We start from the raw sequence: 24,304 nt of genomic DNA, 5'->3' as shown, positions 1-24,304 counted from the left end.
CCGTGTCGGCGATCTGCATCGCAGCCGTGGGTTTCAACCTGCCAAGCTCCGTTGCTGCGCTGGCACTGTTCGTCTGCACCATGCTTGGTTTGGGGGCAGGTAACGGCGCGGTATTCCAGTTGGTTCCACAGCGCTTTCGCCGGGAAATCGGCGTGATGACCGGCCTGATCGGCATGGCCGGCGGGATCGGCGGTTTTGCCCTCGCCGCCGGCATGGGCGCGATCAAGCAAAGCACCGGCAACTACCAGATGGCCTTGTGGCTGTTCGCCAGCCTTGGCGTCCTCGCCTGGTTCGGTCTGCACGGCGTGAAACGTCGCTGGAGAACCACCTGGGGTTCGGCCGCCGTGACCGCTGCGCGGGTCTGACGCAGCCATGGGCCTGCAACTGAGCTTCGCCCAGGCCAGCGCCACCGGTCCGCGTGATGAGAATCAGGATGCCCTGCGCCTGGTCACACCGGCCCCGGCGCTGGCCGCCAGCAAGGGTTACCTGTTCGCCATCGCCGACGGCGTCAGCCAATGCGCCGATGGCGGATTGGCCGCCCGCTCGACGTTGCAGGCACTGGCGCTGGACTACTATGCCACCCCGGAGACCTGGGGCGTCGCCCAAGCCCTGGATCGCCTGTTGCTGGCGCAGAACCGCTGGTTGCAGGCCAACGGCGGTGGGCAGCCTTTGCTGACCACCGTCAGCGCCCTGGTCTTGCGCGGAAAGCGTTTTACCCTGGCCCATGTCGGCGATTGCCGGGTGTATCGCTGGCATGCCGAGCAATTGCAGCGGGTCAGTGAAGATCACGTGTGGGATCAACCGGGCATGCAGCATGTGCTCAAGCGGGCACTGGGGCTCGATCAGCATCTGGTGCTGGACTTTCTCGACGGTGAATTGCGCCTGGACGAGAGTTTTGTGCTGCTCAGCGACGGTATCTGGGCGGTGCTGGGCGATACCGCGATTGCCGCGATTCTGCGCGACCAACCGGACCTCGACAGCGCCGCGCAGACGCTGGTAAAGGCTGCGCACCTGGCCGGCAGCCAGGATAACGCCAGTGCCTTGCTGGTGCGGGTTGATGCTCTCGGTGAAACCAGCATCGGCGATGCACTGATTCATTTGCAGCAATGGCCACTGCCGCCGGTGCTGAAACCGGGCCAGGATTTCGAGGGCTGGCAGGTCGAAGCAATACTCGGCCAGAGCCAGCAGTCGCTGCTTTATCGGGTGCGCGACAGCCAGCAACAACCCTGGCTGCTGAAAACTCTGCCCGGTGTGCTTCGTGATGATCACTTGGCCGGACAGGCCCTGCTCTCGGAAGAATGGTTTCTCAAGCGTGTGGCCGGGCGACATTTTCCTGAAGTCCATACCGCCAGTCAGCGTCAGCATTTGTACTACGTGATGCGTGAATACCCCGGCTCGACCCTGGCGCAACTGCACGCGCAGATCGGGCCGTTGCCGTTGGCCCAATGGCAGGACCTGGCTGAACGCCTGCTCAAAGCCGTTGGCCTGCTGCACCGGCGGCAGATCCTGCATCGCGACATCAAGCCGCAGAACCTGCTGCTGGGGGACGACGGCGAGTTGCGTCTGCTGGATTTCGGGCTCGCCTGGTGTCCCGGCTTGTCCGAAGACCAGCCCTCGATCCTGCCCGGAACCCCCAGCTACATTGCCCCGGAAGCATTTCGCGGTGAAGCGCCGACGCCGCAACAGGACCTGTATGCGGTCGGCGTGACCCTGTTCTACCTGCTCACCGGGTATTTTCCCTACGGCGAAATCGAAGCTTTCCAGCGTCCGCGGTTCGCTGCTCCAGTCAGCGCCAGCCGCTATCGCCCTGACCTGCCGGACTGGTTGAACCTTAGCCTTGAGCGTGCAGTGGCGGCGGATCCGGCCCAACGCTTTGAAACCGCCGAAGAATGGTTGCTGCTGATGGAACAGGGCGAGCGCCGCAGCTTGAGCGTACGCCCGAGGCCCTTGCTGGAGCGAGAGCCGCTGAAGGTGTGGCGGGCGCTGGCACTGGGGTCGTTGTTGATCAATCTGGCGCTGATGTTTGCGGTATTTCATGGTTGAGACCGAGTTGCGCCCTTCGCGAGCAGGCTCGCTCCCACAGGAGATCTGGAGGCGTTCAACAATCCCTTGTGGGAGCGAGCCTGCTCGCGAAGGCGTACTGAACATCACTGCAATCTTTAGATTTGTTCCATTTCCCGTGAGGAAACACGATGAACGCAAAAGTCTGGCTGGTCGGTGCGGGTCCCGGTGATCCGGAGCTGTTGACGCTAAAAGCCGTGCGGGCGTTGAGCGAAGCGGATGTCGTGCTGATCGATGATCTGGTGAATGACGCCATACTCGAGCATTGCGGCAATGCGCGGATCATTCCCGTGGGTAAACGTGGCGGCTGCCGCTCAATGCCACAAGCGTTCATTCATCGTCTGATGCTGCGTTACGCGCGCCAGGGCAAGTGCGTGGTGCGACTCAAGGGCGGCGACCCGTGCATTTTCGGGCGCGGCGGTGAGGAGGCACAGTGGTTGCGCGAGCGCGGGGTTGAGGTCGAACTGGTCAATGGCATCACTGCCGGGCTCGCTGGCGCCACGCAATGCGATATTCCGCTGACCCTGCGCGGTGTGGCGCGCGGCGTGACACTGGTCACCGCCCATACTCAGGACGGCAGCAGCCTCAACTGGCCGGCGCTGGCCCAGAGCGGTACGACCCTGGTGATTTACATGGGGGTGGCCAAACTCAGCGACATTCGTCAGCAGCTATTGGCCGGCGGGATGGCGGCAGACACGCCGGTGGCGTTGATCGAAAACGCCTCGCTACCGCACCAGCGGGAATGTCGGAGTGATCTGACGGCGATGGAGGAAGATGCTTACACCTTCGAGCTGAAAAGCCCCGCCATTTTGGTGATAGGTGCAGTGGCCGCTGGCGTAACGCTTCCCCTGTGGGAGCGTGGCTTGCCCGCGAATTCAGTCTGTGAGTCTGCCTGAATCTTGCTGACTCAACTGCCCACTCACCAAATCGCAGGCAAAGAAAAGCCCGGCCTGAGCCGGGCTTTTCTCAGAGCTGCGGGCTAATTACTTAGCTTGAGCTTCAACCTGCGCTTCTACGCGACGGTTTACAGCGCGGCCAGCTTCAGTTTTGTTGTCGGCAACTGGGCGGGATTCGCCGTAGCCAACAGACTGAACGCGGGACGGAGCAACACCGTACTGGTTGGTCAGAACTTGCTTAACGGCGTTTGCACGACGCTCGGACAGTTTCTGGTTGTAAGCGTCAGGACCGACGGAGTCAGTGTGACCTTCAACAGTAGTGGTGGTGGATGGGTACTGCTTCATGAAGTCAGCCAGGTTCTTGATGTCGCCGTAGCTGTTAGGCTTGACTACCGACTTGTCGAAGTCGAATTTCACGTCCAGCTCTACACGAACCACTTCAGCAACTGCTGGGCAGCCATCAGCGTCAACGGTTACGTTGGCTGGGGTGTCCGGGCACTTGTCAACGTTGTCGCATACGCCATCGTTGTCGCTGTCGGAGCAGACTTCAGCCGGTGCTTGAACTGGAGCAGCAGCAGGCTTGGAGCCGCCACCGAAGTTCACACCCAGACCTACGGACGGGATGTAGTCCCACTTGCCGTTGTCCAGCTTGTAGTCGGCTTCTACGCCAGCACGGGCGAAGAAGTTTTCGAGGAAGTAGTACTTAACGCCACCGCCTGCAGTCAGGAAAGTCGACTGGTCACGACCGGTGTGGCCGTCAGCGGCTACGTTGGTCATGCTGCCGTGCTTAACACCACCTTGAACGTATGGACGCAGAGCGTCGCCAGCGTTGTTGAAGTGGTACTGGGCGTTCAGACCGAACTGGTCGCCTTCGATTTTCTGATGGCCAGTACCGTTGTTCGAACGGGTGTGGTCGTCATTGTTGTAGGTCGCGTTCAACGACACGTCGTCGGTCAAGAAGTAACCGATGGAGGCGCCAGGAGTGTAGCCGTCTTCAACGTTCTTAACGCTGTCGTTGTACTTCTTCCCGTAGTTGAGCTCGCCTTCAACTGCGCCTTGGCCTTGTGCCAGAGCGCCGAACGAAGTAGCGGCAATAAGAGTACCAATGGCCAAGCCCAAGGTGTTTTTCAGTTTCATCCGTTAAATCCCCATCTGGTGATTGTGAAGCAGTCCCGCAAACCGGGGGACAACTCGGCGGCAAGTCTATCAGAACTTGCCTACGCGTAAGAGATATTTGCGCCGAACTAAGTTTCAGCAATGCCTGCAAATTTCTCACGCAATTTATCTAGAGCGCGTTTGTACCGCATTTTTGTTGCACTCAAACCCATGTGCATGATGTCTGCGATCTCCTGAAATTCCAGCTCTGCGACAAATCGTAGCACCAGAATTTCGCGGTCAATCGGGTTCACATACACCAGCCAGCGATCGAGTCCACCCTTCTCCTCGGGTTTCGGCGCCTTTTCTTCGGACGCTTCTTCGAGGGGGTCCAGACTCAAGGCGTCCATCAAGCGACGCTTTCGCCGTTCTTTCCGATACTGTGTGATGCACTCGTTGTACGTGATGCTATATAGCCATGTCTTGAACTTCGATTTGCCCTCGAAGTTCTTCAGTCCATACAGCACCTTCAACATGACTTCCTGACAGACATCATCTGCGTCGCGATCGTTCCCGAGATATCGTGCACAGACGTTAAATAATGTTCGTTGGTAACGCCGCATCAGTTCTTCATAGGCGCGCGTTACGTGAAACAGCTCGGTATGCGAGCGCGCGACCAACTCCTCATCAGAGAGCTCGCGGGGGTCGTAGCGCATGGATAGCGATTGGGCTTTATTCAAAACAAGTCGGGCCGACAGTCAGGTCAATGTCCGCCGCTGCCAGCATCAGCAGGCATTTTGCGGCGGCATACATTAGCAGGGTTTGCCGGGTTAGCGGCTACTCACATGCTGCTCGAGGAGGATCCGATTGGAAAGAGAGACTAGCTCACCCTCATCGGTCAGCAATGTGGTTTTAACCGTGCCGATCTCTTCGATCTGCCCTTCGACCTCGCCAACACGCACTTGTTGCCCAACCTGGTACAACTCACGCACATAGATTCCCGCAAGAATCTGACCGGCAATTTCCCGGCTTCCCAACCCCATGGCCAGCGCAACCGCCAGACCAACGGTAATCAATACGATTACGATCACATGGTTGAGCAGGTCAGTCTTGACCTCCAACTGGCTGATCGCAACCGAAATGCTGATGATGATCACCAGGCCCTGGGCTATTCGCCCCAGCCCGGAAGCATAGTCCAGGCCTACGCCCTCTGCGGCGCCGCGCACCAGGCCATTGGCCAGTTGCGCCAGCAAGACGCCCACCAGCAGCACCAGCGCTGCGCCGAATACCTTCGGAACATACAGCGCGAGCATATCCAGCGTAGCTGAAACTCGCTCAAGTCCAAGTGATTCTGCCGCAGAAACCAGAAAAATAAGCAGAACGAACCAATAGACGATTTTGCCGATCAGCGTGGAAATCGGCACTTGCAGGCCGGCTCGCGACAGCAGTTTGGTCAGACCGGTACCGCCCATCAGGCGATCAAGGCCCAGTTTGGCGAGCAATTTGGAGAGCAGCGTGTCCAGCAGCTTGGCCACGACAAACCCCAGAAGCAGCACGACCAGTGCGCCAAACAGGTTTGGAATGAAGTTCGCAACCTTGGTCCATAACGCAGTCATTGCAGTGACGAGGCTCTGTGTCCAGAGATCAAGTTCCATATTCAATCAGCCTTATCAGCAGTTCGAGCGGTAGGTTTACGCAGACGAGACACCGGCGCCACGTGGGCCGATCCGTTATTCAGGGCGATCATCAGGGCGGGCAGCCAGCGGCCCAGCAGGCTGAACAGATCGCCGGCACCGACCTGGCGGTTGGCGGTTTTCAGGACACGGCCAAGGCACGCATCGTCGTCCCGGGTGGACGGTGATGCATTGAGCATGTCACGCAAAGACTGTTCAAACGGATCGTGCATACGCACCTCTCGTGATGTCTGTGAAAGACGCGGTCAAATTTGGTCGGGTCACATGGTTCATGTTCAAACCCAGCGCAAACGTCGGAACAACCACCACTGGCCGAGCGCCACCGATACCATCAGCAGGCAGGCAACGAGGAAGCCATAAGGATTCCCCGATAACGGAATCCCCCCGACGTTGATCCCCAAAAGACCGGTCAGAAAACTCATCGGCAAAAAGACCCCGGTGATGATCCCGAAGCGATACATCGTGCGGTTCATGCGCACGCTCAAACGTCGGTCCTCAGCCTCCAGGACCAGCCCCACACGCTCCCGGGTCAATTCCAGCTCCTCGAGATAACGTGTCAGGCTGTTGTTCAATTCGTTCCAGTAATCGCCATCGTCCTCGACGAACCAGGGCAACTTTATTCGCGTCAGCTGACCGAAAATATCGCGCTGCGGAGCGAGAAACCGCTTCAACGCAGCGGCCCGGCGCCGGATCTGCAGAACCTCTCCATGCTCGGGCGTGTACCGTTCGTCGGCATCCAGCTTTTCTTCTTCCTCATCGACCACTTCCGAGAGGCAACTGACCAGGTCCTGCACTTTGTTGGTCAGGTACTGCGCCATATAAAGGATGAGCTCGGAGGCGGTTTTCGGCCCCTTGCCTTCCGCCAGTTGCGCCAACAGTTCTTCCGTGGCGCGCAATGGACGCAAACGCAGGGAAATCACCCGCTGGGCAGAGCCGAAGATCCGCACCGACACCATGTCCTCAGGCTCGGCACCGGGGTTGAGGTTGACCCCGCGCAAAAATAGCAGCAGTTCGCTGTCCGAAAGCTGTAAAAGACGCGGACGGGTGTTTTCCTCAAGCAGCAGGTCGCAGCTGAACTCACTCAAACCGCTGGTTTTGCGCAGCCAGGTCTGCGTTTGCGGGTGACTGCGATCCCAGTGCAGCCACAGGCTTTCATGGGCCTGCAGCTGCAAGTCATCGAGTTCTGTCCGGGCTATCGAACGCGCACCGCCTTTACCGTCCAGCACCAGGGCATGTACCAGCCCCCATTGCGCGTTTTCTTCCTCGAACATCCGCACTCCTCTGATCTACAGCCGCTTTTATTCAGGCATTTTCAGCGGGCTGGGCGAGATGATCACGCCATTGTTGTCCGCATAGATGTACTGGCCCGGATGGAAGGTCACGCCAGCGAAAGTCACGGCAACGTTGAGGTCGCCGATACCGCGCTTGTCGGTTTTCATCGGATGGCTGGCCAGCGCCTGGACTCCGAGATCGGTTTGCGCGATGACATCGACGTCACGGATGCAACCGTAGATCACCAGCCCTTCCCAGCCGTTTTTCGCAGCCTTCTCGGCCAGCATGTCACCCAGCAGTGCGCGACGCAGGGAGCCACCGCCATCGACCACCAGTACCTTGCCGTTACCCTTGAGTTCGACTTGCTCCTTGACCAGCGAGTTATCTTCGAAGCACTTGATGGTCACGATTTCGCCGCCGAAGGAATCACGGCCACCGAAATTGCTGAACATCGGTTCCAGCACCTGCACCAGCTCCGGGTAGGCGTCGCACAGGTCAGGCGTGAGGTAATGGATCATCGAGAAACTCCTGTAAAGAGGAAGACAGCACGAACATCACGGATGATTCAATCATCGAAAATGACTGGAACCGCTCAATGCGTCATATCTTAGCCGCAAGCCGATCAGAGCGAAATGCCCTTGATAGAGCGTCCAGCTTAGATGGCCGCGGCCACGTCCGCCTGATCACCCAGCAGAGGCGTTTGCTGATCCGCCAGCCAGCGTGCCACCAACGGCCAGACCTCGGCCTGGGCCGCTTTGCTGACCAGCATTTCCACGTGACCGAAATTGTCGCCAAAACCCTGCTCGCGACCCAGGTTGATAAATTGCTTGTGCTCGGACCCCACTTGTTCGAACAACTTGCGGCAAGCCCATGACGGGTCCTGATGGTCACCCGCGGCACTCACTGCCAGCACCGGCACCTTGACCTCGGCCAAACCCGTCCACCAGTCCTTGTCGGCATCCCCGAAGCGCCCGAACAGGCCATACCAGCGCATGCTCTCCAGGGCCAGGCCAATCGGCTCGTCCTCCGGGCCGCGCTTGAGCCGTGAACCGGACAACTGGGCAAAACGCTTGAGAATGAAGCGCCCGCCCCACTCGACCGGCGGAATTTTCAACGGCCAGTAGGTACGGCTGACTTGCGTGCCGAAAAACGCCGCAGACGCGACCACAGGCTCACCGATGTATTCACCCCCCAGCGCTGCCGCCAGGGTGATGCCGCCCAGCGAGTGGCCGATCCAGTGCGGGACCTGGCCGCTTTGCTCGCGCACGAACGCGCCAATGGCCGGCAGATCGTAACGCGCATAGTCGGCGACGCGGTTCTTGCGGTAGTTCTGGTTACGCTGGGACAAGCCGTGACCGCGCATTTCCGCAATCCACACATCGAATCCCAGGCGCGTCAGATAAGCCCCCAGGCCCAGGCCCTTGGGGGAAAACCAGAAACGTCGATTGGAAAAGCTGCCGTGCAACAGGATCACTGGCACGCCCCGCACCGTCGGCTCGTCGGCCATGCCCAGGCGTGTCACCGCCAGTTCGACACTGGCGTCAGGGCTGTTTGCAGGTTTCAAACGATAGACATCTTCGCTCAGATCACCGCGGCGCTCGGCGCTGATCAAGGCGACAGGAAATAGGTTGCTGCTGCTTTGCATAGTCTCTTGCACAAAAAAGGGCGGCATCCGGTTGGAGCCCGCCCTGCTTGAATCTCAAAAAGACCGCTGCCTGTAGGAGCGAGCCCTGCTCGCGAAGAACCTCAGGACACCACGTTTATCCAGGATAAACGCGTTATCGTTGACCTCCATCGCGAGCAGGGCTCGCTCCTACAAAGGAAGCGGCACGTTTTCACACGATCAAGCCGAAGCCTGACCCTCAGCCAGGAAGAACCAGGTTTCCAGTACGGAATCGGGGTTCAACGAAACGCTTTCGATGCCTTGCTCCATCAGCCACTTGGCCAGGTCCGGGTGGTCCGAAGGGCCCTGACCGCAGATGCCGATGTATTTGCCGGCCTTGTTGCACGCGGCAATGGCGTTGGCCAGCAGCTTCTTGACCGCCGGATTACGCTCGTCGAACAGGTGCGCGATAATCCCGGAGTCACGGTCCAGGCCCAGGGTCAGCTGGGTCAGGTCGTTGGAGCCGATGGAGAAACCGTCGAAGAACTCGAGGAATTCTTCAGCCAGGATCGCGTTGGACGGCAGTTCGCACATCATGATGACGCGCAGGCCGTTTTCGCCGCGGGCCAGGCCTTTTTCGGCCAGCAGGTCCACCACCTGGCTCGCTTCGCCCAGGGTTCGGACGAACGGCACCATGATTTCGACGTTGGTCAGGCCCATCTCGTTGCGCACGCGCTTGAGGGCGCGGCATTCGAGTTCGAAGCAGTCACGGAACGATTCGCTGATGTAACGCGAGGCGCCACGGAAGCCCAGCATCGGGTTTTCTTCTTCCGGCTCGTACAGCTTGCCGCCGATCAGGTTGGCGTATTCATTGGACTTGAAGTCCGACAGACGCACGATGACCTTTTTCGGCCAGAACGCCGCAGCCAGGGTGCTGATGCCTTCGACCAGTTTCTCGACATAAAAGCCGACCGGGTCGTTGTAACCGGCGATGCGCTTGTCGACGCTTTCCTTGATGTCCTGCGGCAAGCCGTCGTAGTTCAGCAGCGCTTTAGGGTGCACGCCGATCATGCGGTTGATGATGAACTCCAGGCGGGCCAGGCCCACGCCGGCGTTCGGCAACTGCGCGAAGTCGAAGGCACGGTCCGGGTTGCCGACGTTCATCATGATCTTGAACGGCAGCTCCGGCATGGCATCCACGGAGTTTTTCTTGATGTCGAAGCCCAGTTCACCTTCGAAGATGAAACCGGTGTCGCCTTCAGCGCAGGAAACGGTCACGCCCTGGCCGTCTTTCAACAGCTGGGTGGCGTTGCCGCAACCAACCACGGCCGGGATCCCCAGCTCGCGGGCGATGATCGCCGCGTGGCAGGTACGACCGCCACGGTTGGTGACAATGGCGCTGGCGCGCTTCATGACCGGTTCCCAGTCCGGGTCGGTCATGTCGGATACCAGTACGTCGCCTGGCTGGACCTTGTCCATCTCGGACACGTCCTTGATGATGCGGACCTTGCCGGCGCCGATGCGCTGGCCGATCGCACGGCCTTCCACCAGCACGGTGCCGGTTTCCTTCAACAGGTAACGTTCCATGACGTTGGCCTGGGTGCGGCTCTTCACGGTTTCCGGACGGGCCTGCACGATGTACAGCTTGCCGTCGTCACCGTCCTTGGCCCATTCGATGTCCATCGGGCACTGGTAGTGCTTCTCGATGATCATCGCCTGCTTGGCCAGCTCGCTGACTTCCGCGTCGGTCAGGCAGAAACGCGCGCGTTCAGCCTTGTCGACATCGACGGTCTTGACCGAACGACCGGCCTTGGCCTCGTCGCCGTAGATCATCTTGATGGCCTTGCTGCCCAGGTTGCGGCGCAGGATCGCCGGGCGACCGGCGGCCAGCGTGCCTTTATGGACGTAGAATTCATCCGGGTTCACCGCGCCCTGCACGACGGTTTCACCCAGGCCGTAGGCGCCGGTGATGAACACCACGTCACGGAAGCCCGATTCGGTATCGAGGGTGAACATCACGCCGGCGGTGCCGGTTTCGGAGCGGACCATGCGCTGTACGCCGGCCGACAGGGCTACCAACTTGTGGTCGAAGCCCTGGTGCACGCGGTAGGAAATCGCACGATCGTTGAAAAGAGAGGCGAACACCTCTTTGGCGGCGCGAATGACGTTTTCGACACCACGGATGTTCAGGAAGGTTTCCTGCTGGCCAGCAAAGGAGGCATCCGGCAAGTCTTCTGCGGTCGCGGAAGAACGCACGGCCACGGCCACGTCAGGGTTGCCGGCGGACAGCGCGGCGAACGCAGTGCGGATTTCGGTATTCAGTTTTTCAGGGAACTCGGCTTCCATGATCCATTGACGGATCTGGGCACCGGTCTTGGCCAGGGCATTCACGTCATCGACATCCAGGGCATCGAGAGCATCGTGAATCTGCTGATTCAAGCCGCTCAGCTCCAGGAAATCACGATAAGCCTGAGCGGTCGTGGCGAAGCCACCGGGCACCGATACACCGGCACCTGCAAGGTTGCTGATCATCTCGCCCAGGGATGCGTTCTTGCCCCCCACATGCTCAACATCGTGTTTGCCGAGCTTATCGAGGGAAACTACGTACTCTACCAAGGTGATCTCTCCACTAACTGTGTTGGAAAAGCTCAGAAACCGGCTGCTCGGGGGAGCGTTTGCCAGTTATATGGCCTGGACCTGGAAAATAAGTGAGAATGCGGGCCATTGGCGGCCGGCAAATCGCGCCTATCATATCCAAGAATGTTCATTAGCTTAAGGCCCATGGTGCAAATGAAACGATCTGCTTTCTTTATCTCCGATGGTACCGGCATTACTGCCGAAACCCTGGGTCAAAGCCTCCTGGCGCAGTTCGAAAACATTACCTTCAGCAAAGTCACGCGGCCATACATCGACAACGTGGACAAAGCGCGGGCCATGGTACAACAAATCAACAAAGCCGCCGAAACCGACGGCTTTCGTCCAATTATCTTCGACACCATCGTCAATCAGGATATTCGTGAGATCCTCGCGACTTCCAATGGTTTCATGATCGACATTTTCTCGACCTTCCTGGCACCTCTCGAACAGGAACTGACCGAGCATTCTTCCTACACTGTCGGCAAATCCCACTCCATTGGTGCCAACACCAATTACATGGAGCGTATCGAGGCCGTTAACTTCGCCCTCGACAACGACGACGGTGCCCGCACGCACTATTACGACAAGGCCGACCTGATCCTGGTGGGCGTATCGCGCTGCGGCAAGACCCCGACCTGCCTGTACATGGCCATGCAGTTCGGCATCCGCGCGGCCAACTACCCGCTGACCGAAGACGACATGGAACGCCTGACCCTGCCAAGCGCACTGCGCGCCCACCAGCACAAGCTGTTCGGCCTGACCATCGACCCGGACCGCCTCACCGCGATCCGCAACGAGCGCAAGCCCAACAGCCGCTATTCGAGCTACGCCCAGTGCGAATTCGAAGTGCGCGAGGTGGAAAACCTGTTCCGCCGCGAGAACATTCCGAATATCAACTCCACGCATTTTTCCGTTGAAGAAATCTCCGCGAAGATTCTGGTGGAGAAAGGCGTCGAGCGGCGGTTCAAATAAATTTTCAGTGCCCTTGAAGCCGTCATCGCGGGCAAGCCTTGCTCCCACAAATTATGTAGCGCTCCTGTGGGAGCAAAGCTTGCTCGCGATTGAACGATAACGCGGTCCCTCAGATCACAAACAAATCCACAAACCTATTTACCGGCGTCGCCTCCAGCCGGGCCTGGTCCTTGCACAACGCAAATATTTCCTCGCTTCTCTGCCCGGTAAACCGTGTCGCCAGGTTCGCCTTGAACTTGTCCTCCAGCAACGGAATGCCGTCCGTACGGCGCCGACGATGACCAATCGGGTACTCCACCACCACGTTCCCGGTGCTGGATCCGTCCTTGAAAAACACCTGCACCGCATTGGCGATGGAGCGCTTGTCCGCCTCCAGATATTCGCGGGTGTAGCGCGGGTCTTCGACGATGACCATTTTGTCGCGCAGTACATCAATGATCGGATGTGCCTTGTGGAAGTCATCCTCGTAGTGTTCAGCCACCAGATTGCCGAAGGCCAGCGGCACGGCGGTCATGTACTGGAGGCAATGGTCGCGGTCGGCGGCGTTGGCCAGCGGACCGACCTTGGAGATGATGCGGATCGCCGATTCGTGGGTGGTGATGACGATTTTGTCGATCTCGTGCAGTCGGTTACGGACTTGCGGGTGCAGGGTCACGGCCGCTTCGCAGGCGGTTTGTGCGTGGAACTCGGCGGGAAAACTGATTTTGAACAGCACGTTCTCCATCACATAGCTACCGTACGGGCGGGAGAAACTGAAGGCGCGCTTGTCTGCGGGCTTGAGCGCCAGATCGTTGTTGGTGTGGCTGAACAGCACGTCATAGAAGCCCCACTGTTTGGCACTCAACACGCCGGGAATACCCATTTCACCGCGCATCGCAATGTCCGCCAGATGCACGCCACGGCTGGACGCATCGCCGGCTGCCCATGACTTGCGCGACCCGGCATTCGGCGCATGCCGGTAGGTGCGCAACGCCTGGCCGTCCGCAAAGGCGTGGGACAACGCCGACAGCATCTGTTCGCGGTTGGCGCCCATCAGTTTGGCGGTGACCGCGGTCGAGGCGACTTTCACCAGAATGACGTGATCAAGACCGACGCGATTGAACGAGTTTTCCAGGGCGATCACGCCTTGAATTTCATGGGCCATGATCATCGCTTCGAGCACGGCGCGAATCGTCAGCGGCGCATCGCCATTGGCCAGGCGTTTTTGTGATAAATGGTCAGCCACCGCGAGAATGCCGCCAAGGTTATCCGAGGGGTGTCCCCACTCGGCGGCGAGCCAGGTGTCGTTGTAGTCGAGCCAGCGCACGATGCAGCCGATGTCCCAGGCCGCCTTGACCGGATCGAGCCGAAAAGAGGTGCCCGGAACGCGGGCGCCAAACGGTACGACGGTGCCTTCGACCACAGGTCCCAGATGTTTGGTGCATTCGGGAAAGCGCAGTGCCAGCAATCCGCAGCCCAGGGTGTCCATCAGGCAATTGCGGGCGGTGTCCAGGGCTTCTGTGGATTCGATCTTGAAGTTGAGGACGTAATCGGCAATGTCCTGCAGGACCTGGTCATAGTCCGGACGATTGTTCAGGTCAACGTTGGCGCTCATGTTCGATTCACCCGTAGAAGCTGGCTTGCCGGCGAAGATGCGGTCGAATTCAAACCCTTATACGATCCATGTAGGAGCTGGCTTGCCAGCGAAGGCGGCGTCACAGGCAACAATGATGTTGAATGTGACGGCCTCTTCGCTGGCAAGCCAGCGCCTACAAGGTGTTGTGTCGATCAGAAAGAATCGCCCGGCACCCGGACGAAGCCTTCCATCAACACCCGCGCACTACGGCTCATGATCGCTTTGTTCACGGTCCATTCGCCGTTGACCTGGCTGGCTTCGGCACCGACGCGCAAGGTACCCGACGGATGACCGAAACGCACCGCGTTGCGTTCGACGCCGCCCGCTGCAAGATTCACCAAGGTGCCGGAAATCGCCGCGGCCGTACCGATCGCCACCGCTGCAGTGCCCATCATCGCGTGGTGCAGCTTGCCCATGGACAGCGCACGCACCAACAGGTCGACATCACCGGCTGCAATCGCTTTACCACTGGAGGCAACGTAGTCCGCAGGCTTGGCCACGAACGCCACCTTCGGCGTGTGCTGCCGCTTGGCCGCTTCGTCGATGTTGGAAATCAGGCCCATGCGCAGCGCGCCGTAAGCACGGATGGTTTCGAACATCAGCAACGCTTTCGGGTCGCCGTTGATCGCGCCCTGCAACTCGGTGCCCTTGTAACCGATGTCTTCGGCATTGACGAAAATCGTCGGAATGCCGGCATTGATCATGGTCGCCTTGAAGGTGCCGACGCCCGGCACTTCCAGGTCATCGATCAGGTTGCCGGTGGGGAACATCGAACCGCCGCCACCCTCTTCATCCGCGGCCGGATCAAGAAACTCGATTTGCACTTCGGCGGCCGGGAAAGTCACGCCGTCGAGTTCGAAATCGCCGGTTTCCTGCACTTCACCGTTGGTGATCGGCACATGGGCGATGATGGTCTTGCCGATGTTGGCTTGCCACACACGAACCACGGCAACGCCGTTGTGCGGGATGCGGCTGGCGTCCACCAGGCCATTGCTGACGGCGAACGAACCGACCGCTGCCGAGAGGTTGCCGCAGTTGCCGCTCCAGTCGACGAACGGCTTGTCGATGGACACCTGACCGAACAGGTAATCGACGTCGTGATCGGCCTTGGTGCTTTTCGACAAAATCACGGTTTTGCTGGTGCTGGAGGTCGCCCCGCCCATGCCGTCGATTTGCTTGTCGTAAGGGTCTGGACTGCCGATCACGCGCAGCAGCAAGGCATCGCGGGCAGGGCCTGGGACCTGTGCTGCTTCCGGCAGATCCTTCAAGCTGAAGAACACGCCTTTGCTGGTGCCGCCGCGCATGTAGGTGGCGGGTATCTTGATTTGAGCCGGGTGAGCCATGGTGCTCATACTCCTGATCCTGAAAACAGGCACGGGACTCAAAGTCCCGTGCCCGTACAGCCTGTGTTAGACGGCAACCGCCGATTCTTCGAGGAAGTCCTGCGCGAAACGTTGCAACACGCCGCCGGCCTCGTAGATCGACACTTCTTCGGCCGTGTCGAGACGGCAGGTCACCGGCACCTCGACGCGTTCGCCGTTCTTGCGATGGATCACCAGTGTCAGCTCGGCACGCGGAGTGCGGTCGCCAATCACGTCGTAGGTTTCACTGCCGTCGATGGCCAATGTATGACGGTTGGTGCCCGGTTTGAACTCCAGCGGCAACACGCCCATGCCCACCAGGTTGGTGCGGTGAATGCGCTCGAAGCCTTCGGCGGCGATCGCTTCTACACCCGCCAGGCGCACGCCTTTCGCCGCCCAGTCGCGGGACGAACCCTGACCATAGTCGGCACCGGCGATGATGATCAGCGGCTGCTTGCGGTCCATGTAAGTCTCGATGGCTTCCCACATGCGCATGACCTTGCCTTCCGGCTCGACGCGAGCCAGGGAGCCCTGCTTGACCTTGCCGTTTTCCACAACCATTTCGTTGAACAGTTTCGGGTTGGCGAAGGTCGCGCGCTGCGCGGTCAGGTGGTCGCCCCGGTGAGTCGCGTAAGAGTTGAAGTCCTCTTCCGGCAGTCCCATTTTTGCCAGGTATTCGCCGGCGGCGCTGTCCAACATGATGGCGTTGGAAGGCGAAAGGTGATCGGTGGTGATGTTGTCCGGCAGCACCGCCAGCGGACGCATGCCCTTGAGCGGACGCGCCCCGGCCAGTGCGCCTTCCCAGTACGGCGGACGGCGGATGTAGGTGCTCATCTCGCGCCACTCGTACAACGGCGCCACTTTCGGGCCGGTGTCTTCGTGGATGGCGAACATCGGGATGTACACCTGGCGGAACTGCTCGGGTTTAACAGACGCCTTCACGACTGCGTCGATCTCTTCGTCGCTCGGCCAGATGTCCTTGAGGCGGATTTCCTTGCCGTCGACCACGCCCAGCACGTCTTTCTCGATATCGAAACGGATGGTGCCGGCGATGGCGTACGCAACCACCAGCGGCGGCGAAGCGAGGAACGCTTGCTTGGCGTACGGGTGGATCCGGCCGTCGAAGTTACGGTTGCCGGACAACACGGCGGTGGCGTACAGGTCGCGGTCGATGATCTCTTGCTGAATCACCGGGTCCAGCGCACCGGACATGCCGTTGCAGGTGGTGCAGGCGAAGGCCACGACGCCGAAGCCAAGCTGCTCCAGTTCATCGGTCAGGCCGGCTTCATCGAGGTACAACGCCACGGTTTTCGAACCCGGCGCCAGGGACGACTTGACCCACGGCTTGCGGGTCAGGCCGAGCTTGTTGGCGTTGCGCGCCAGCAGACCGGCGGCGATCACGTTGCGCGGGTTGCTGGTGTTGGTGCAGCTGGTGATGGCCGCGATGATCACCGCGCCGTCCGGCATTTGGCCTGGCACATCTTCCCACTGACCGGAAATGCCTTTTGCCGCCAGATCCGAAACCGCCACACGGGCGTGCGGGTTGCTCGGGCCGGCCATGTTGCGCACGACCGAGGACAGGTCGAAAGTCAGGCCGCGCTCGTATTGCGCGCCCTTCAGGCTGTCAGCCCACAGGCCGACCTGCTTGGCGTAGTTCTCGACCAACTGCACCTGCTCGTCTTCACGGCCGGTGAGCTTGAGGTAGTCGATGGTCTGCTGGTCGATGTAGAACATCGCCGCAGTGGCGCCGTATTCCGGAGCCATGTTGGAAATGGTGGCGCGGTCGCCGAGGGTCAGCGCCGAGGCGCCTTCACCGAAGAACTCCAGCCATGCACCGACGACTTTTTGCTTGCGCAGGAACTCGGTCAGCGCCAGCACCATGTCGGTGGCGGTGATGCCCGGTTGCAGCTTGCCAGTCAATTCAACGCCGACGCTTTCCGGCAGACGCATCCACGACGCGCGGCCCAGCATCACGCTCTCGGCTTCGAGACCACCGACGCCGATGGCGATCACGCCCAGCGCATCAACGTGCGGGGTGTGGCTGTCGGTGCCGACGCAGGTGTCGGGGAACGCCACGCCGTCACGCACCTGGATCACCGGAGACATTTTCTCCAGGTTGATCTGGTGCATGATGCCGTTGCCCGGCGGGATCACGTCGACGTTCTTGAACGCCTTTTTGGTCCAGTTGATGAAGTGGAAACGGTCTTCGTTGCGACGGTCTTCGATGGCGCGGTTCTTCTCGAACGCCTCGGGATCGAAACCGCCACGCTCGACGGCCAGGGAGTGGTCGACGATCAATTGCGTCGGCACCACCGGGTTCACTTGCGCCGGGTCACCGCCTTGCAGGGCGATGGCGTCACGCAGGCCGGCGAGGTCCACCAGCGCGGTTTGGCCGAGAATATCGTGGCAGACCACGCGGGCCGGGAACCACGGGAAATCGAGGTCGCGCTTGCGTTCGATGAATTGCTTCAGGGATTCGGTGAGCGTGGCCGGGTCACAGCGACGCACAAGGTTTTCCGCCAGCACGCGGGAGGTGTACGGCAGGGTGTCGTAGGCGCCGGGCTGGATGGCCTCGACCGCTGCGCGGACATCGAAGTAATCCAGGTGGCTGCCGGGCAGCGTTTTACGGAATTCAGTGTTCATCGTCAGGACTCGGTCACGGTGATTACAAAGGGTGGGGCCTGGCACTTGGCTCGAAGTCAAACCGCTCCTTGTGGGAGCAAAGCTTGCTCGCGATAGCGGTGTAACAGTCGACATCAATGTTGAATGTCAGTCCGTCATCGCGAGCAAGCATTGCTCCCACAGCTTTGCGGCTATCAGGCCCCCACCATTCAGCGTTGTTCGATTGGCACGAACTTGCGCTGTTCGACGCCGGTGTACTCGGCGCTCGGACGGATGATGCGGTTGTTGGCGCGTTGTTCGAACACGTGGGCGGCCCAGCCGGTCAGGCGCGAGCAGACGAAAATTGGTGTGAACAACTTGGTCGGGATGCCCATGAAGTGGTACGCCGAGGCATGGTAGAAGTCGGCGTTCGGGAACAGTTTTTTCTGCTCCCACATGGTCTTGTCGATGGCTTCGGAGACCGGGAACAGCACCGTGTCGCCCACTTCGTCAGCGAGTTTTTTCGACCAGCCCTTGATCACTTCGTTACGTGGATCGCTGTCCTTATAGATCGCGTGGCCGAAGCCCATGATCTTGTCCTTGCGCTCGAGCATGCCGAGGGTGCCCTTGATCGCGTCTTCCGGCGACGAGAAGCGCTCGATCATTTCCATTGCCGCTTCGTTGGCACCGCCGTGCAGCGGGCCGCGCAGCGAACCGATGGCCGCGGTGACACAGGAGAACAGGTCGGACAAGGTCGAGGCGCACACGCGGGCGGTGAAGGTCGAGGCGTTGAACTCGTGCTCCGCGTAAAGGATCAGCGAAACGTTCATTACCTTGACGTGCAACTCGCTTGGCTTCTTGCCGTGCAGCAGGTGCAGGAAGTGGCCGCCGATGGATGGCTCGTCACTCACGCAGTCGATACGCTGGCCTTCGTGGCTGAAGCGATACCAGTAGGTCATGATCGCCGGGAACGCGGCCAGCAGGCGGTCAGTCTTGTCGTGTTGCTCGGAGAAGTCGTTCTCCGGCTCCAGGTTGCCCAGGAATGAGCAACCGGTGCGCATCACGTCCATCGGATGGGCGTCGGCGGGGATGCGTTCCAGCACTTCTTTCAGCGCTTGCGGCAGGTCGCGCAGCTTGCCCAGCTTGCTGATGTAAGCCGCCAGTTGGGTTTTGCTCGGCAGTTCGCCGTACAGCAGCAGGTAGGCGATTTCTTCGAATTGTGCGTCAGCCGCCAGTTCGCGAACGTCGTAGCCGCGATAGGTCAGGCCCGCGCCCGCCTGGCCCACGGTGGACAGTGCGGTTTGCCCGGCAACCTGGCCACGGAGCCCGGCGCCACTGAGTACTTTTGCTTCGGCCATTTTTGTCTCCAGCATTCTTGAATTTGTTAGGGAAACCTGTAGGAGCGAGCCTGCTCGCGATGGTGGATGGTTCACCTCGGTGCATCAGGAACACCGCGTTATCGTTAACGCCCATCGCGACGGTGCGACGATTCGACAGGCTCGCTCCTACAATTATTTTTTAGCGGCGAACAACGCATCGAGCTTCTGCTCGAAGGTGTGGTAGTCGATGCGATCGTAAAGCTCCATGCGGGTCTGCATGGTGTCGATGACGTTCTGTTGCGTGCCGTCGCGGCGGATGGCGGTGTAGACGTTTTCCGCGGCCTTGTTCATGGCACGGAAGGCCGACAGCGGGTACAGCACCAGCGACACATCGGCACCAGCCAGTTGCTCGGTGGTGTACAGCGGTGTGGCGCCGAATTCGGTGATGTTGGCCAGGATCGGCGCTTTCACGCGGCTGGCGAACAATTTGTACATTTCCAGCTCGGTGATGGCTTCCGGGAATACCATGTCGGCGCCGGCCTCGATGCAGGCGGCAGCGCGATCCAGGGCGGACTCCAGGCCTTCTACCGCCAATGCGTCGGTACGGGCCATGATCACGAAGCTGTCATCGGTACGCGCATCGACGGCGGCCTTGATGCGGTCGACCATTTCCTGCTGCGAGACGATTTCCTTATTAGGACGGTGACCACAACGCTTGGCGCCGACCTGGTCTTCGATGTGAATCGCCGCCGCGCCGAACTTGATCATCGACTTGACGGTACGGGCGACGTTGAACGCCGAGGAACCGAAACCGGTGTCCACATCCACCAGCAGCGGCAGGTCGCAGACGTCGGTGATGCGGCGCACGTCGGTCAGCACGTCATCCAGGCCGGTGATGCCCAGGTCTGGCACGCCGAGGGAGCCGGCAGCCACCCCGCCACCAGACAGGTAAATTGCCTTGAAACCGGCGCGCTTGGCCAGCAGCGCGTGGTTGGCGTTGATCGCGCCGACCACTTGCAATGGATGCTCGCTGGCGACCGCATCGCGGAAACGCTGGCCTGGTGTGCTCTTGTTCAAACTCATGACTCACCTCGTTTGGCTGTCGGGTTAACGCCGTCCTGGTAATGACGGGCGATATTGCGTTTGGAAGCGCCGATGTGGCGGCGCATCAATAACTCGGCCAGCTCACCGTCACGGTCGGCGATGGCATCGAGAATGCGGTGGTGCTCGGCAAAGGCCTGGTGCGGGCGATTGGGCGTGGTGGAGAACTGGATGCGGTACATCCGCACCAGCTGATAAAGCTCGCCGCAGAGCATCTGCGTCAGGGTGCGGTTGCCGCTGCCCTGGATGATTCGGTAATGGAAGTCGAAATCGCCTTCCTGCTGGTAATAGCCTCGGCCGGCCTGGAACGCCTCATCGCGCTCGTGGGTTTCGAGGACACGGCGCAGTTCGTCGATTTCTTCGACGCTCATGCGCTCGGCGGCCAGGCGACAGGCCATGCCTTCGAGGGATTCACGGATTTCGTAGAGTTCCAGCAGCTCGGCGTGGTTGAGCGACACGACCCGCGCCCCGACGTGCGGCACGCGCACCAACAGGCGCTGGCCTTCAAGACGGTGGATGGCCTCGCGGAGCGGCCCCCGGCTGATGCCATAGGTACGGGCCAGCTCCGGCTCGGAGATCTTACTGCCCGGGGCGATCTCGCCCTTGACGATGGCCGCCTGGATACGCCGGAAGACGTTCTCGGAAAGTGTTTCCGAATCGTCTTGGGCGGTGAGTGGCGGATCGAGTTGCTCCAGCATATTGTCGACACCTTGAAAACCAATGCCGCAAAAACTAGCGAAATCGGCCATAAGAGTCAAAGGATAAATAGATATTGTCGACAATCGTCTAATAACCGCTTGCACCATAAAGACGCAGCAACGCGGCTTATAGCCGCCGGCCAGCGCTGGCGCCATAAAACCACCGTGCTAGAATGCCGCCCGCATTTGTTTGTCACATCTGCACTGCCTGTCATAAATAGCTGATAGGCATACGAGGAGCTTGCGCAGCAATGCCAGGGTCTTGAATCGAAATACGGCCCGCTTTGCACCAGGATTTATGAGACTCAAGCCCTTCCCCGCCTACCTTTATTTTCTTTGCCTGCCCGGCGTCGCAGTGGCAGGGGAAAAGACTGTGTATGGCCTCAATGAGTACGCATCGCTTGGTGGACTCGATCTGGAAGTGGCCGCCAAACTCGATACCGGGGCGAAAACCGCTTCCCTCAGCGCCCGCGACATCAAGCGTTTCAAACGCAATGGCGAATCCTGGGTGCGCTTCTACCTGGCCATCGACACGGCCCATACGCACCCCATCGAACGGCCGCTGGCCCGCGTCAGCAAGATCAAGCGCCGGGCCGGCGACTACGATCCGGAAGAAGGCAAGAAGTACACCGCCCGTCCGGTGATCGAGCTGGATATCTGCATGGGCTCGGCCTTACGCAGCATCGAGGTGAACCTGACCGACCGCAGCGCGTTCCAGTACCCGCTCCTGATCGGCTCCGAAGCACTCAAACGCTTCGATGCGCTGGTCGACCCCAGTCTTAAATACGCTGCCGGCAAACCCGCCTGCGCCATCGACGCTCATACCGCAGAGTAATATCAATGCGCTCTCTTACCCTTCATCTGAAAATGCTGATCGCCATCCTGGTGGTGCTGGGCATTTCAGTTACGGCCTATCAGATCTTCGTGCTGGGCATTCCCGTGACCGAAGACGCCACCGACGACTTGTGGAACATCGACGCGAAGGTCGAGTTCGTCGCCAGTGCCAAGGACCCGGTCAAGATCCAGATGTTCGTGCCGCCGCTGAGCCGCGACTACGTCAGCCTCAATGAAAGCTTCATTTCCAATAACTACGGCGTGGCGGTCAACAAGGTCGACGGCAACCGCAAGGTCACCTGGTCGGCACGTCGGGCGAAGGGCAACCAGACCCTTTATTACCGTCTGGTGCTGACCAAGCGCTACAGCGCCGAAAAATCCAAGGTCAAAGGCCCGACCTTCCGTGACAGCATCGCCCTCGACGGCCCGGAAAAAATCGCTGCCGAAGCCCTGCTCGCACCGATCCGCCAGCATTCGGCCGATGTCGAAACCTTCGTTGGCGAAGCGATCAAGCGTGTCAACAATCTCAACGACGACAACGTGAAGCTGCTGCTGGCCGGCGACCCCTCCACTGCGCAAAAGGCCAGGATCGTCGAACTGGTACTGTCCATCGCCCACGTGCCGGTGGAGAAAGTCCACACCATTCGCCTGGTGGCCGATCAACCGCAAACCCCTGAGCTCTGGCTGCGCAGCTTCAATGGCACTGACTGGCTGTACTTCAACCCGGAAACCGGTGAACAGGGCCTGCCGACCGACCGCCTGCTGTGGTGGACCGGTGACGAAAACCTGATCACCGTCGATGGCGGCAAGAAAGCCACCGTCACCTTCAGCATGAACAACAGCGAAATGAACGCCATTCGCCTGGCCAAGCTGACCGACGAGAACACCGACGCCAACTTCCTCGAATACTCGCTGTACGGCTTGCCGCTGCAAACCCAGCAGACCTTCATGATCATGGTGATGATCCCGATCGGCGTGCTGGTGATCCTGATCCTGCGCAACCTGATCGGCATTCAGACGCTGGGCACCTTTACGCCGGTGCTGATTGCCCTGGCCTTTCGCGAAACCCAGCTGGGCTTCGGCATCGTGTTGTTTACGATCATCACGGCCCTGGGGTTGTCGCTGCGTTCCTACCTTGAGCATCTGAAGCTGCAAATGCTGCCGAGGCTGTCAGTGGTGCTGACCTTCGTGGTGGTGTTGATCGCTGCCATCAGCCTGTTCAGCCACAAGCTCGGTCTGGAGCGCGGGTTGTCGGTGGCGCTGTTCCCGATGGTGATCCTGACCATGACCATCGAACGCCTGTCGATCACCTGGGAGGAGCGCGGCGCCGGCCACGCCATGAAAGTGGCCGTCGGTACACTGTTCGCCGCGTCCCTGGCGCACCTGATCATGACCGTGCCGGAGCTGGTGTACTTCGTCTTCACCTTCCCGGCGATCCTGCTGATCATGGTGGGATTCATGCTGGCCATGGGTCGTTATCGCGGCTACCGCCTGACCGAACTGGTGCGCTTCAAGGCCTTCCTGAAGAAGGCTGAAGCCTGATGTTCGGTTTCTGGAAGACCTGGAAGGCCCTGGAAGCCCAGGGCATCATGGGGATTAATCGGCGCAACGCGGACTACGTGCTCAAGTACAACAAGCGCAGCCTGTACCCGATCGTCGATGACAAGATCATCACCAAGGAACGCGCCATCGCCGCAGGCATCCATGTGCCGCAACTCTATGGTGTGATCTCCACCGAGAAGGAAATCGACAAGCTCGACGAGATCATCGGCGGGCGCAACGATTTCGTGATCAAGCCGGCCCAGGGCGCTGGCGGCGACGGCATCATTGTGGTCGCCGACCGCTTCGAGGGCCGTTATCGCACCGTATCGGGCAAGATCATCAGCCACGAAGAGATCGAGCACCATATTTCCAGCATTCTCACCGGGCTGTACTCCCTGGGCGGTCACCGCGACCGGGCGCTGATCGAATACCGCGTGATTCCGGACCAGATCTTCAAGAGCATCAGTTACGAAGGCGTGCCCGACATCCGTATCATCGTGCTCCTGGGCTACCCGGTCATGGCCATGTTGCGCCTGCCGACCCGTCAGTCCAGCGGCAAGGCCAACCTGCACCAGGGCGCCATCGGCGTCGGTGTCGACCTCGCCACCGGCCTGACCCTGCGTGGCACCTGGCTGAACAACATCATCGCCAAACACCCGGATACCACCAACGCGGTGGACGGCGTGCAACTGCCCTACTGGGACGGTTTCATGAAACTCGCCGCCGGCTGCTATGAGCTGTGCGGGCTGGGCTACATCGGTGTCGACATGGTGCTCGACCAGGAAAAAGGCCCGCTGATCCTCGAACTCAATGCCCGACCGGGCTTGAACATCCAGATTGCCAATCATTGTGGCTTGACCTTGCGAACCCATGCGGTCGAGGCGCGACTGGAAGAGTTGAAGGCTCGTGGCGTGACCGAAACCGTCGAAGAGCGCGTGGCATTTGTTCAGGAGATGTTCGGGCATATTCCACCGGTTGAAGGCTGAGCTCTTCCCCTGTAGGA

General features: G+C 60.0%; 20 protein-coding genes and 1 pseudogene. 7 read left to right on the top strand and 14 right to left on the bottom strand.

The window, feature by feature from the left end; all coding sequences use genetic code 11:
• From GPL81_RS00150 to cobA, 3 genes and pseudogenes are all read left to right on the top strand, one after another.
• Positions 1–365 (top strand): annotated as a pseudogene (locus GPL81_RS00150) (MFS transporter); the annotation flags it as partial.
• A gap of 7 nt (positions 366–372) precedes the next feature.
• Positions 373–2,043 (top strand): bifunctional protein-serine/threonine kinase/phosphatase, encoded by a 1,671-nt coding sequence (locus tag GPL81_RS00145; protein WP_160104738.1) that lies wholly within the window; start codon positions 373–375, stop codon positions 2,041–2,043.
• A gap of 149 nt (positions 2,044–2,192) precedes the next feature.
• Positions 2,193–2,957: a uroporphyrinogen-III C-methyltransferase gene (gene cobA, locus GPL81_RS00140; RefSeq protein ID WP_160104737.1), complete on the top strand. Its 765-nt coding sequence runs from the start codon at positions 2,193–2,195 to the stop codon at positions 2,955–2,957.
• An 87-nt stretch (positions 2,958–3,044) separates the two neighbouring features.
• On the opposite strand, the gene GPL81_RS00135 is transcribed toward cobA, so the two are convergent.
• From GPL81_RS00135 to ppsA, 8 genes are all read right to left on the bottom strand, one after another.
• Complete coding sequence (locus tag GPL81_RS00135) at positions 3,045–4,094, bottom strand: OmpA family protein (protein ID WP_160104736.1); 1,050 nt, start codon at positions 4,092–4,094, stop codon at positions 3,045–3,047.
• 107 nt (positions 4,095–4,201) lie between these two features.
• Complete coding sequence (sigX, locus tag GPL81_RS00130; RefSeq protein WP_075949123.1) at positions 4,202–4,792, bottom strand: RNA polymerase sigma factor SigX; 591 nt, start codon at positions 4,790–4,792, stop codon at positions 4,202–4,204.
• A gap of 90 nt (positions 4,793–4,882) precedes the next feature.
• Positions 4,883–5,707 (bottom strand): mechanosensitive ion channel family protein, encoded by an 825-nt coding sequence (locus tag GPL81_RS00125; protein ID WP_096512754.1) that lies wholly within the window; start codon positions 5,705–5,707, stop codon positions 4,883–4,885.
• Between the two features lie 2 nt (positions 5,708–5,709).
• Positions 5,710–5,958 carry a hypothetical protein gene (locus GPL81_RS00120; protein WP_008017601.1) on the bottom strand — a complete coding sequence of 83 codons (249 nt, stop codon included), beginning with the start codon at positions 5,956–5,958 and terminating at the stop codon, positions 5,710–5,712.
• A gap of 63 nt (positions 5,959–6,021) precedes the next feature.
• Positions 6,022–7,017 (bottom strand): zinc transporter ZntB, encoded by a 996-nt coding sequence (locus GPL81_RS00115; protein WP_160104735.1) that lies wholly within the window; start codon positions 7,015–7,017, stop codon positions 6,022–6,024.
• A 27-nt stretch (positions 7,018–7,044) separates the two neighbouring features.
• A complete protein-coding gene (rraA, locus tag GPL81_RS00110; RefSeq protein WP_178122547.1) occupies positions 7,045–7,533 on the bottom strand; it encodes a ribonuclease E activity regulator RraA in 489 nt (162 codons plus the stop codon).
• 140 nt (positions 7,534–7,673) lie between these two features.
• On the bottom strand, positions 7,674–8,663 hold the full coding sequence (locus GPL81_RS00105) for an alpha/beta fold hydrolase (RefSeq protein ID WP_160104733.1): 990 nt from the start codon (positions 8,661–8,663) through the stop codon (positions 7,674–7,676).
• Positions 8,664–8,861: 198 nt separating this feature from the next.
• Entirely contained in the window at positions 8,862–11,237 is a 2,376-nt protein-coding gene (ppsA, locus tag GPL81_RS00100) for a phosphoenolpyruvate synthase (protein ID WP_160104732.1), read from the bottom strand.
• A 174-nt stretch (positions 11,238–11,411) separates the two neighbouring features.
• Between ppsA and ppsR the strand changes: the two genes are divergently transcribed.
• A complete protein-coding gene (ppsR, locus tag GPL81_RS00095) occupies positions 11,412–12,230 on the top strand; it encodes a posphoenolpyruvate synthetase regulatory kinase/phosphorylase PpsR (RefSeq protein WP_096512759.1) in 819 nt (272 codons plus the stop codon).
• A gap of 109 nt (positions 12,231–12,339) precedes the next feature.
• Here the strand turns inward: ppsR and prpD are convergent, their stop codons facing one another.
• The 6 genes from prpD to GPL81_RS00065 all read right to left on the bottom strand — a co-directional run bounded on the left by prpD (position 12,340) and on the right by GPL81_RS00065 (position 20,922).
• The gene (gene prpD, locus GPL81_RS00090) at positions 12,340–13,824 is read right to left on the bottom strand and encodes a 2-methylcitrate dehydratase (RefSeq protein ID WP_160104731.1); all 1,485 of its coding nucleotides are present in this window, start codon (positions 13,822–13,824) and stop codon (positions 12,340–12,342) included.
• A gap of 173 nt (positions 13,825–13,997) precedes the next feature.
• Positions 13,998–15,188: a 2-methylaconitate cis-trans isomerase PrpF gene (gene prpF, locus GPL81_RS00085; protein ID WP_160104739.1), complete on the bottom strand. Its 1,191-nt coding sequence runs from the start codon at positions 15,186–15,188 to the stop codon at positions 13,998–14,000.
• A gap of 66 nt (positions 15,189–15,254) precedes the next feature.
• On the bottom strand, positions 15,255–17,849 hold the full coding sequence (gene acnD / locus GPL81_RS00080; RefSeq protein WP_160104730.1) for a Fe/S-dependent 2-methylisocitrate dehydratase AcnD: 2,595 nt from the start codon (positions 17,847–17,849) through the stop codon (positions 15,255–15,257).
• A 188-nt stretch (positions 17,850–18,037) separates the two neighbouring features.
• Positions 18,038–19,165: a bifunctional 2-methylcitrate synthase/citrate synthase gene (gene prpC / locus GPL81_RS00075; protein WP_160104729.1), complete on the bottom strand. Its 1,128-nt coding sequence runs from the start codon at positions 19,163–19,165 to the stop codon at positions 18,038–18,040.
• A 153-nt stretch (positions 19,166–19,318) separates the two neighbouring features.
• On the bottom strand, positions 19,319–20,209 hold the full coding sequence (gene prpB / locus GPL81_RS00070; protein ID WP_090323977.1) for a methylisocitrate lyase: 891 nt from the start codon (positions 20,207–20,209) through the stop codon (positions 19,319–19,321).
• A complete protein-coding gene (locus GPL81_RS00065) occupies positions 20,206–20,922 on the bottom strand; it encodes a GntR family transcriptional regulator (RefSeq protein ID WP_177435573.1) in 717 nt (238 codons plus the stop codon). The genes prpB and GPL81_RS00065 overlap by 4 nt, the downstream gene beginning before the upstream one ends.
• 301 nt (positions 20,923–21,223) lie before the next feature.
• Here GPL81_RS00065 and rloA point away from each other — a divergent pair, with 301 nt between their 5' ends.
• The 3 genes from rloA to GPL81_RS00050 are packed head-to-tail and all read left to right on the top strand — an operon-like array spanning position 21,224 to position 24,287.
• Positions 21,224–21,760 carry a retropepsin-like aspartic peptidase RloA gene (rloA, locus tag GPL81_RS00060; RefSeq protein WP_096512765.1) on the top strand — a complete coding sequence of 179 codons (537 nt, stop codon included), beginning with the start codon at positions 21,224–21,226 and terminating at the stop codon, positions 21,758–21,760.
• A gap of 5 nt (positions 21,761–21,765) precedes the next feature.
• Positions 21,766–23,301 (top strand): osmotic stress tolerance membrane protein RloB, encoded by a 1,536-nt coding sequence (gene rloB, locus GPL81_RS00055; protein WP_096512766.1) that lies wholly within the window; start codon positions 21,766–21,768, stop codon positions 23,299–23,301.
• Complete coding sequence (locus GPL81_RS00050) at positions 23,301–24,287, top strand: alpha-L-glutamate ligase-like protein (RefSeq protein WP_096512767.1); 987 nt, start codon at positions 23,301–23,303, stop codon at positions 24,285–24,287. Before rloB ends, GPL81_RS00050 begins: the two co-directional genes overlap by 1 nt.
• The last annotated feature ends 17 nt before the right edge of the window (positions 24,288–24,304 follow it).

The organism is Pseudomonas izuensis, assembly GCF_009861505.1.
Classification (GTDB): domain Bacteria; phylum Pseudomonadota; class Gammaproteobacteria; order Pseudomonadales; family Pseudomonadaceae; genus Aquipseudomonas; species Aquipseudomonas izuensis.
The sequence above is the reverse complement of the archived record's forward strand: the minus strand, read 5'-3'. Positions and strand labels throughout refer to the sequence as shown.

What these genes read in the sequence shown, in the direction of transcription:
- acnD (WP_160104730.1), bottom strand. Translation starts at nt 17,849, where the DNA reads ATGAACACTGAATTCCGTAAAACGCTGCCCGGCAGCCACCTGGATTAC.
- ppsR (WP_096512759.1), top strand. Translation starts at nt 11,412, where the DNA reads ATGAAACGATCTGCTTTCTTTATCTCCGATGGTACCGGCATTACTGCC.
- GPL81_RS00050 (WP_096512767.1), top strand. Translation starts at nt 23,301, where the DNA reads ATGTTCGGTTTCTGGAAGACCTGGAAGGCCCTGGAAGCCCAGGGCATC.
- GPL81_RS00105 (WP_160104733.1), bottom strand. Translation starts at nt 8,663, where the DNA reads ATGCAAAGCAGCAGCAACCTATTTCCTGTCGCCTTGATCAGCGCCGAG.
- GPL81_RS00120 (WP_008017601.1), bottom strand. Translation starts at nt 5,958, where the DNA reads ATGCACGATCCGTTTGAACAGTCTTTGCGTGACATGCTCAATGCATCA.
- cobA (WP_160104737.1), top strand. Translation starts at nt 2,193, where the DNA reads ATGAACGCAAAAGTCTGGCTGGTCGGTGCGGGTCCCGGTGATCCGGAG.
- prpB (WP_090323977.1), bottom strand. Translation starts at nt 20,209, where the DNA reads ATGAGTTTGAACAAGAGCACACCAGGCCAGCGTTTCCGCGATGCGGTC.
- rloB (WP_096512766.1), top strand. Translation starts at nt 21,766, where the DNA reads ATGCGCTCTCTTACCCTTCATCTGAAAATGCTGATCGCCATCCTGGTG.
- prpD (WP_160104731.1), bottom strand. Translation starts at nt 13,824, where the DNA reads ATGAGCGCCAACGTTGACCTGAACAATCGTCCGGACTATGACCAGGTC.
- GPL81_RS00115 (WP_160104735.1), bottom strand. Translation starts at nt 7,017, where the DNA reads ATGTTCGAGGAAGAAAACGCGCAATGGGGGCTGGTACATGCCCTGGTG.
- rloA (WP_096512765.1), top strand. Translation starts at nt 21,224, where the DNA reads ATGAGACTCAAGCCCTTCCCCGCCTACCTTTATTTTCTTTGCCTGCCC.
- GPL81_RS00125 (WP_096512754.1), bottom strand. Translation starts at nt 5,707, where the DNA reads ATGGAACTTGATCTCTGGACACAGAGCCTCGTCACTGCAATGACTGCG.
- prpF (WP_160104739.1), bottom strand. Translation starts at nt 15,188, where the DNA reads ATGGCTCACCCGGCTCAAATCAAGATACCCGCCACCTACATGCGCGGC.
- GPL81_RS00135 (WP_160104736.1), bottom strand. Translation starts at nt 4,094, where the DNA reads ATGAAACTGAAAAACACCTTGGGCTTGGCCATTGGTACTCTTATTGCC.
- prpC (WP_160104729.1), bottom strand. Translation starts at nt 19,165, where the DNA reads ATGGCCGAAGCAAAAGTACTCAGTGGCGCCGGGCTCCGTGGCCAGGTT.
- GPL81_RS00145 (WP_160104738.1), top strand. Translation starts at nt 373, where the DNA reads ATGGGCCTGCAACTGAGCTTCGCCCAGGCCAGCGCCACCGGTCCGCGT.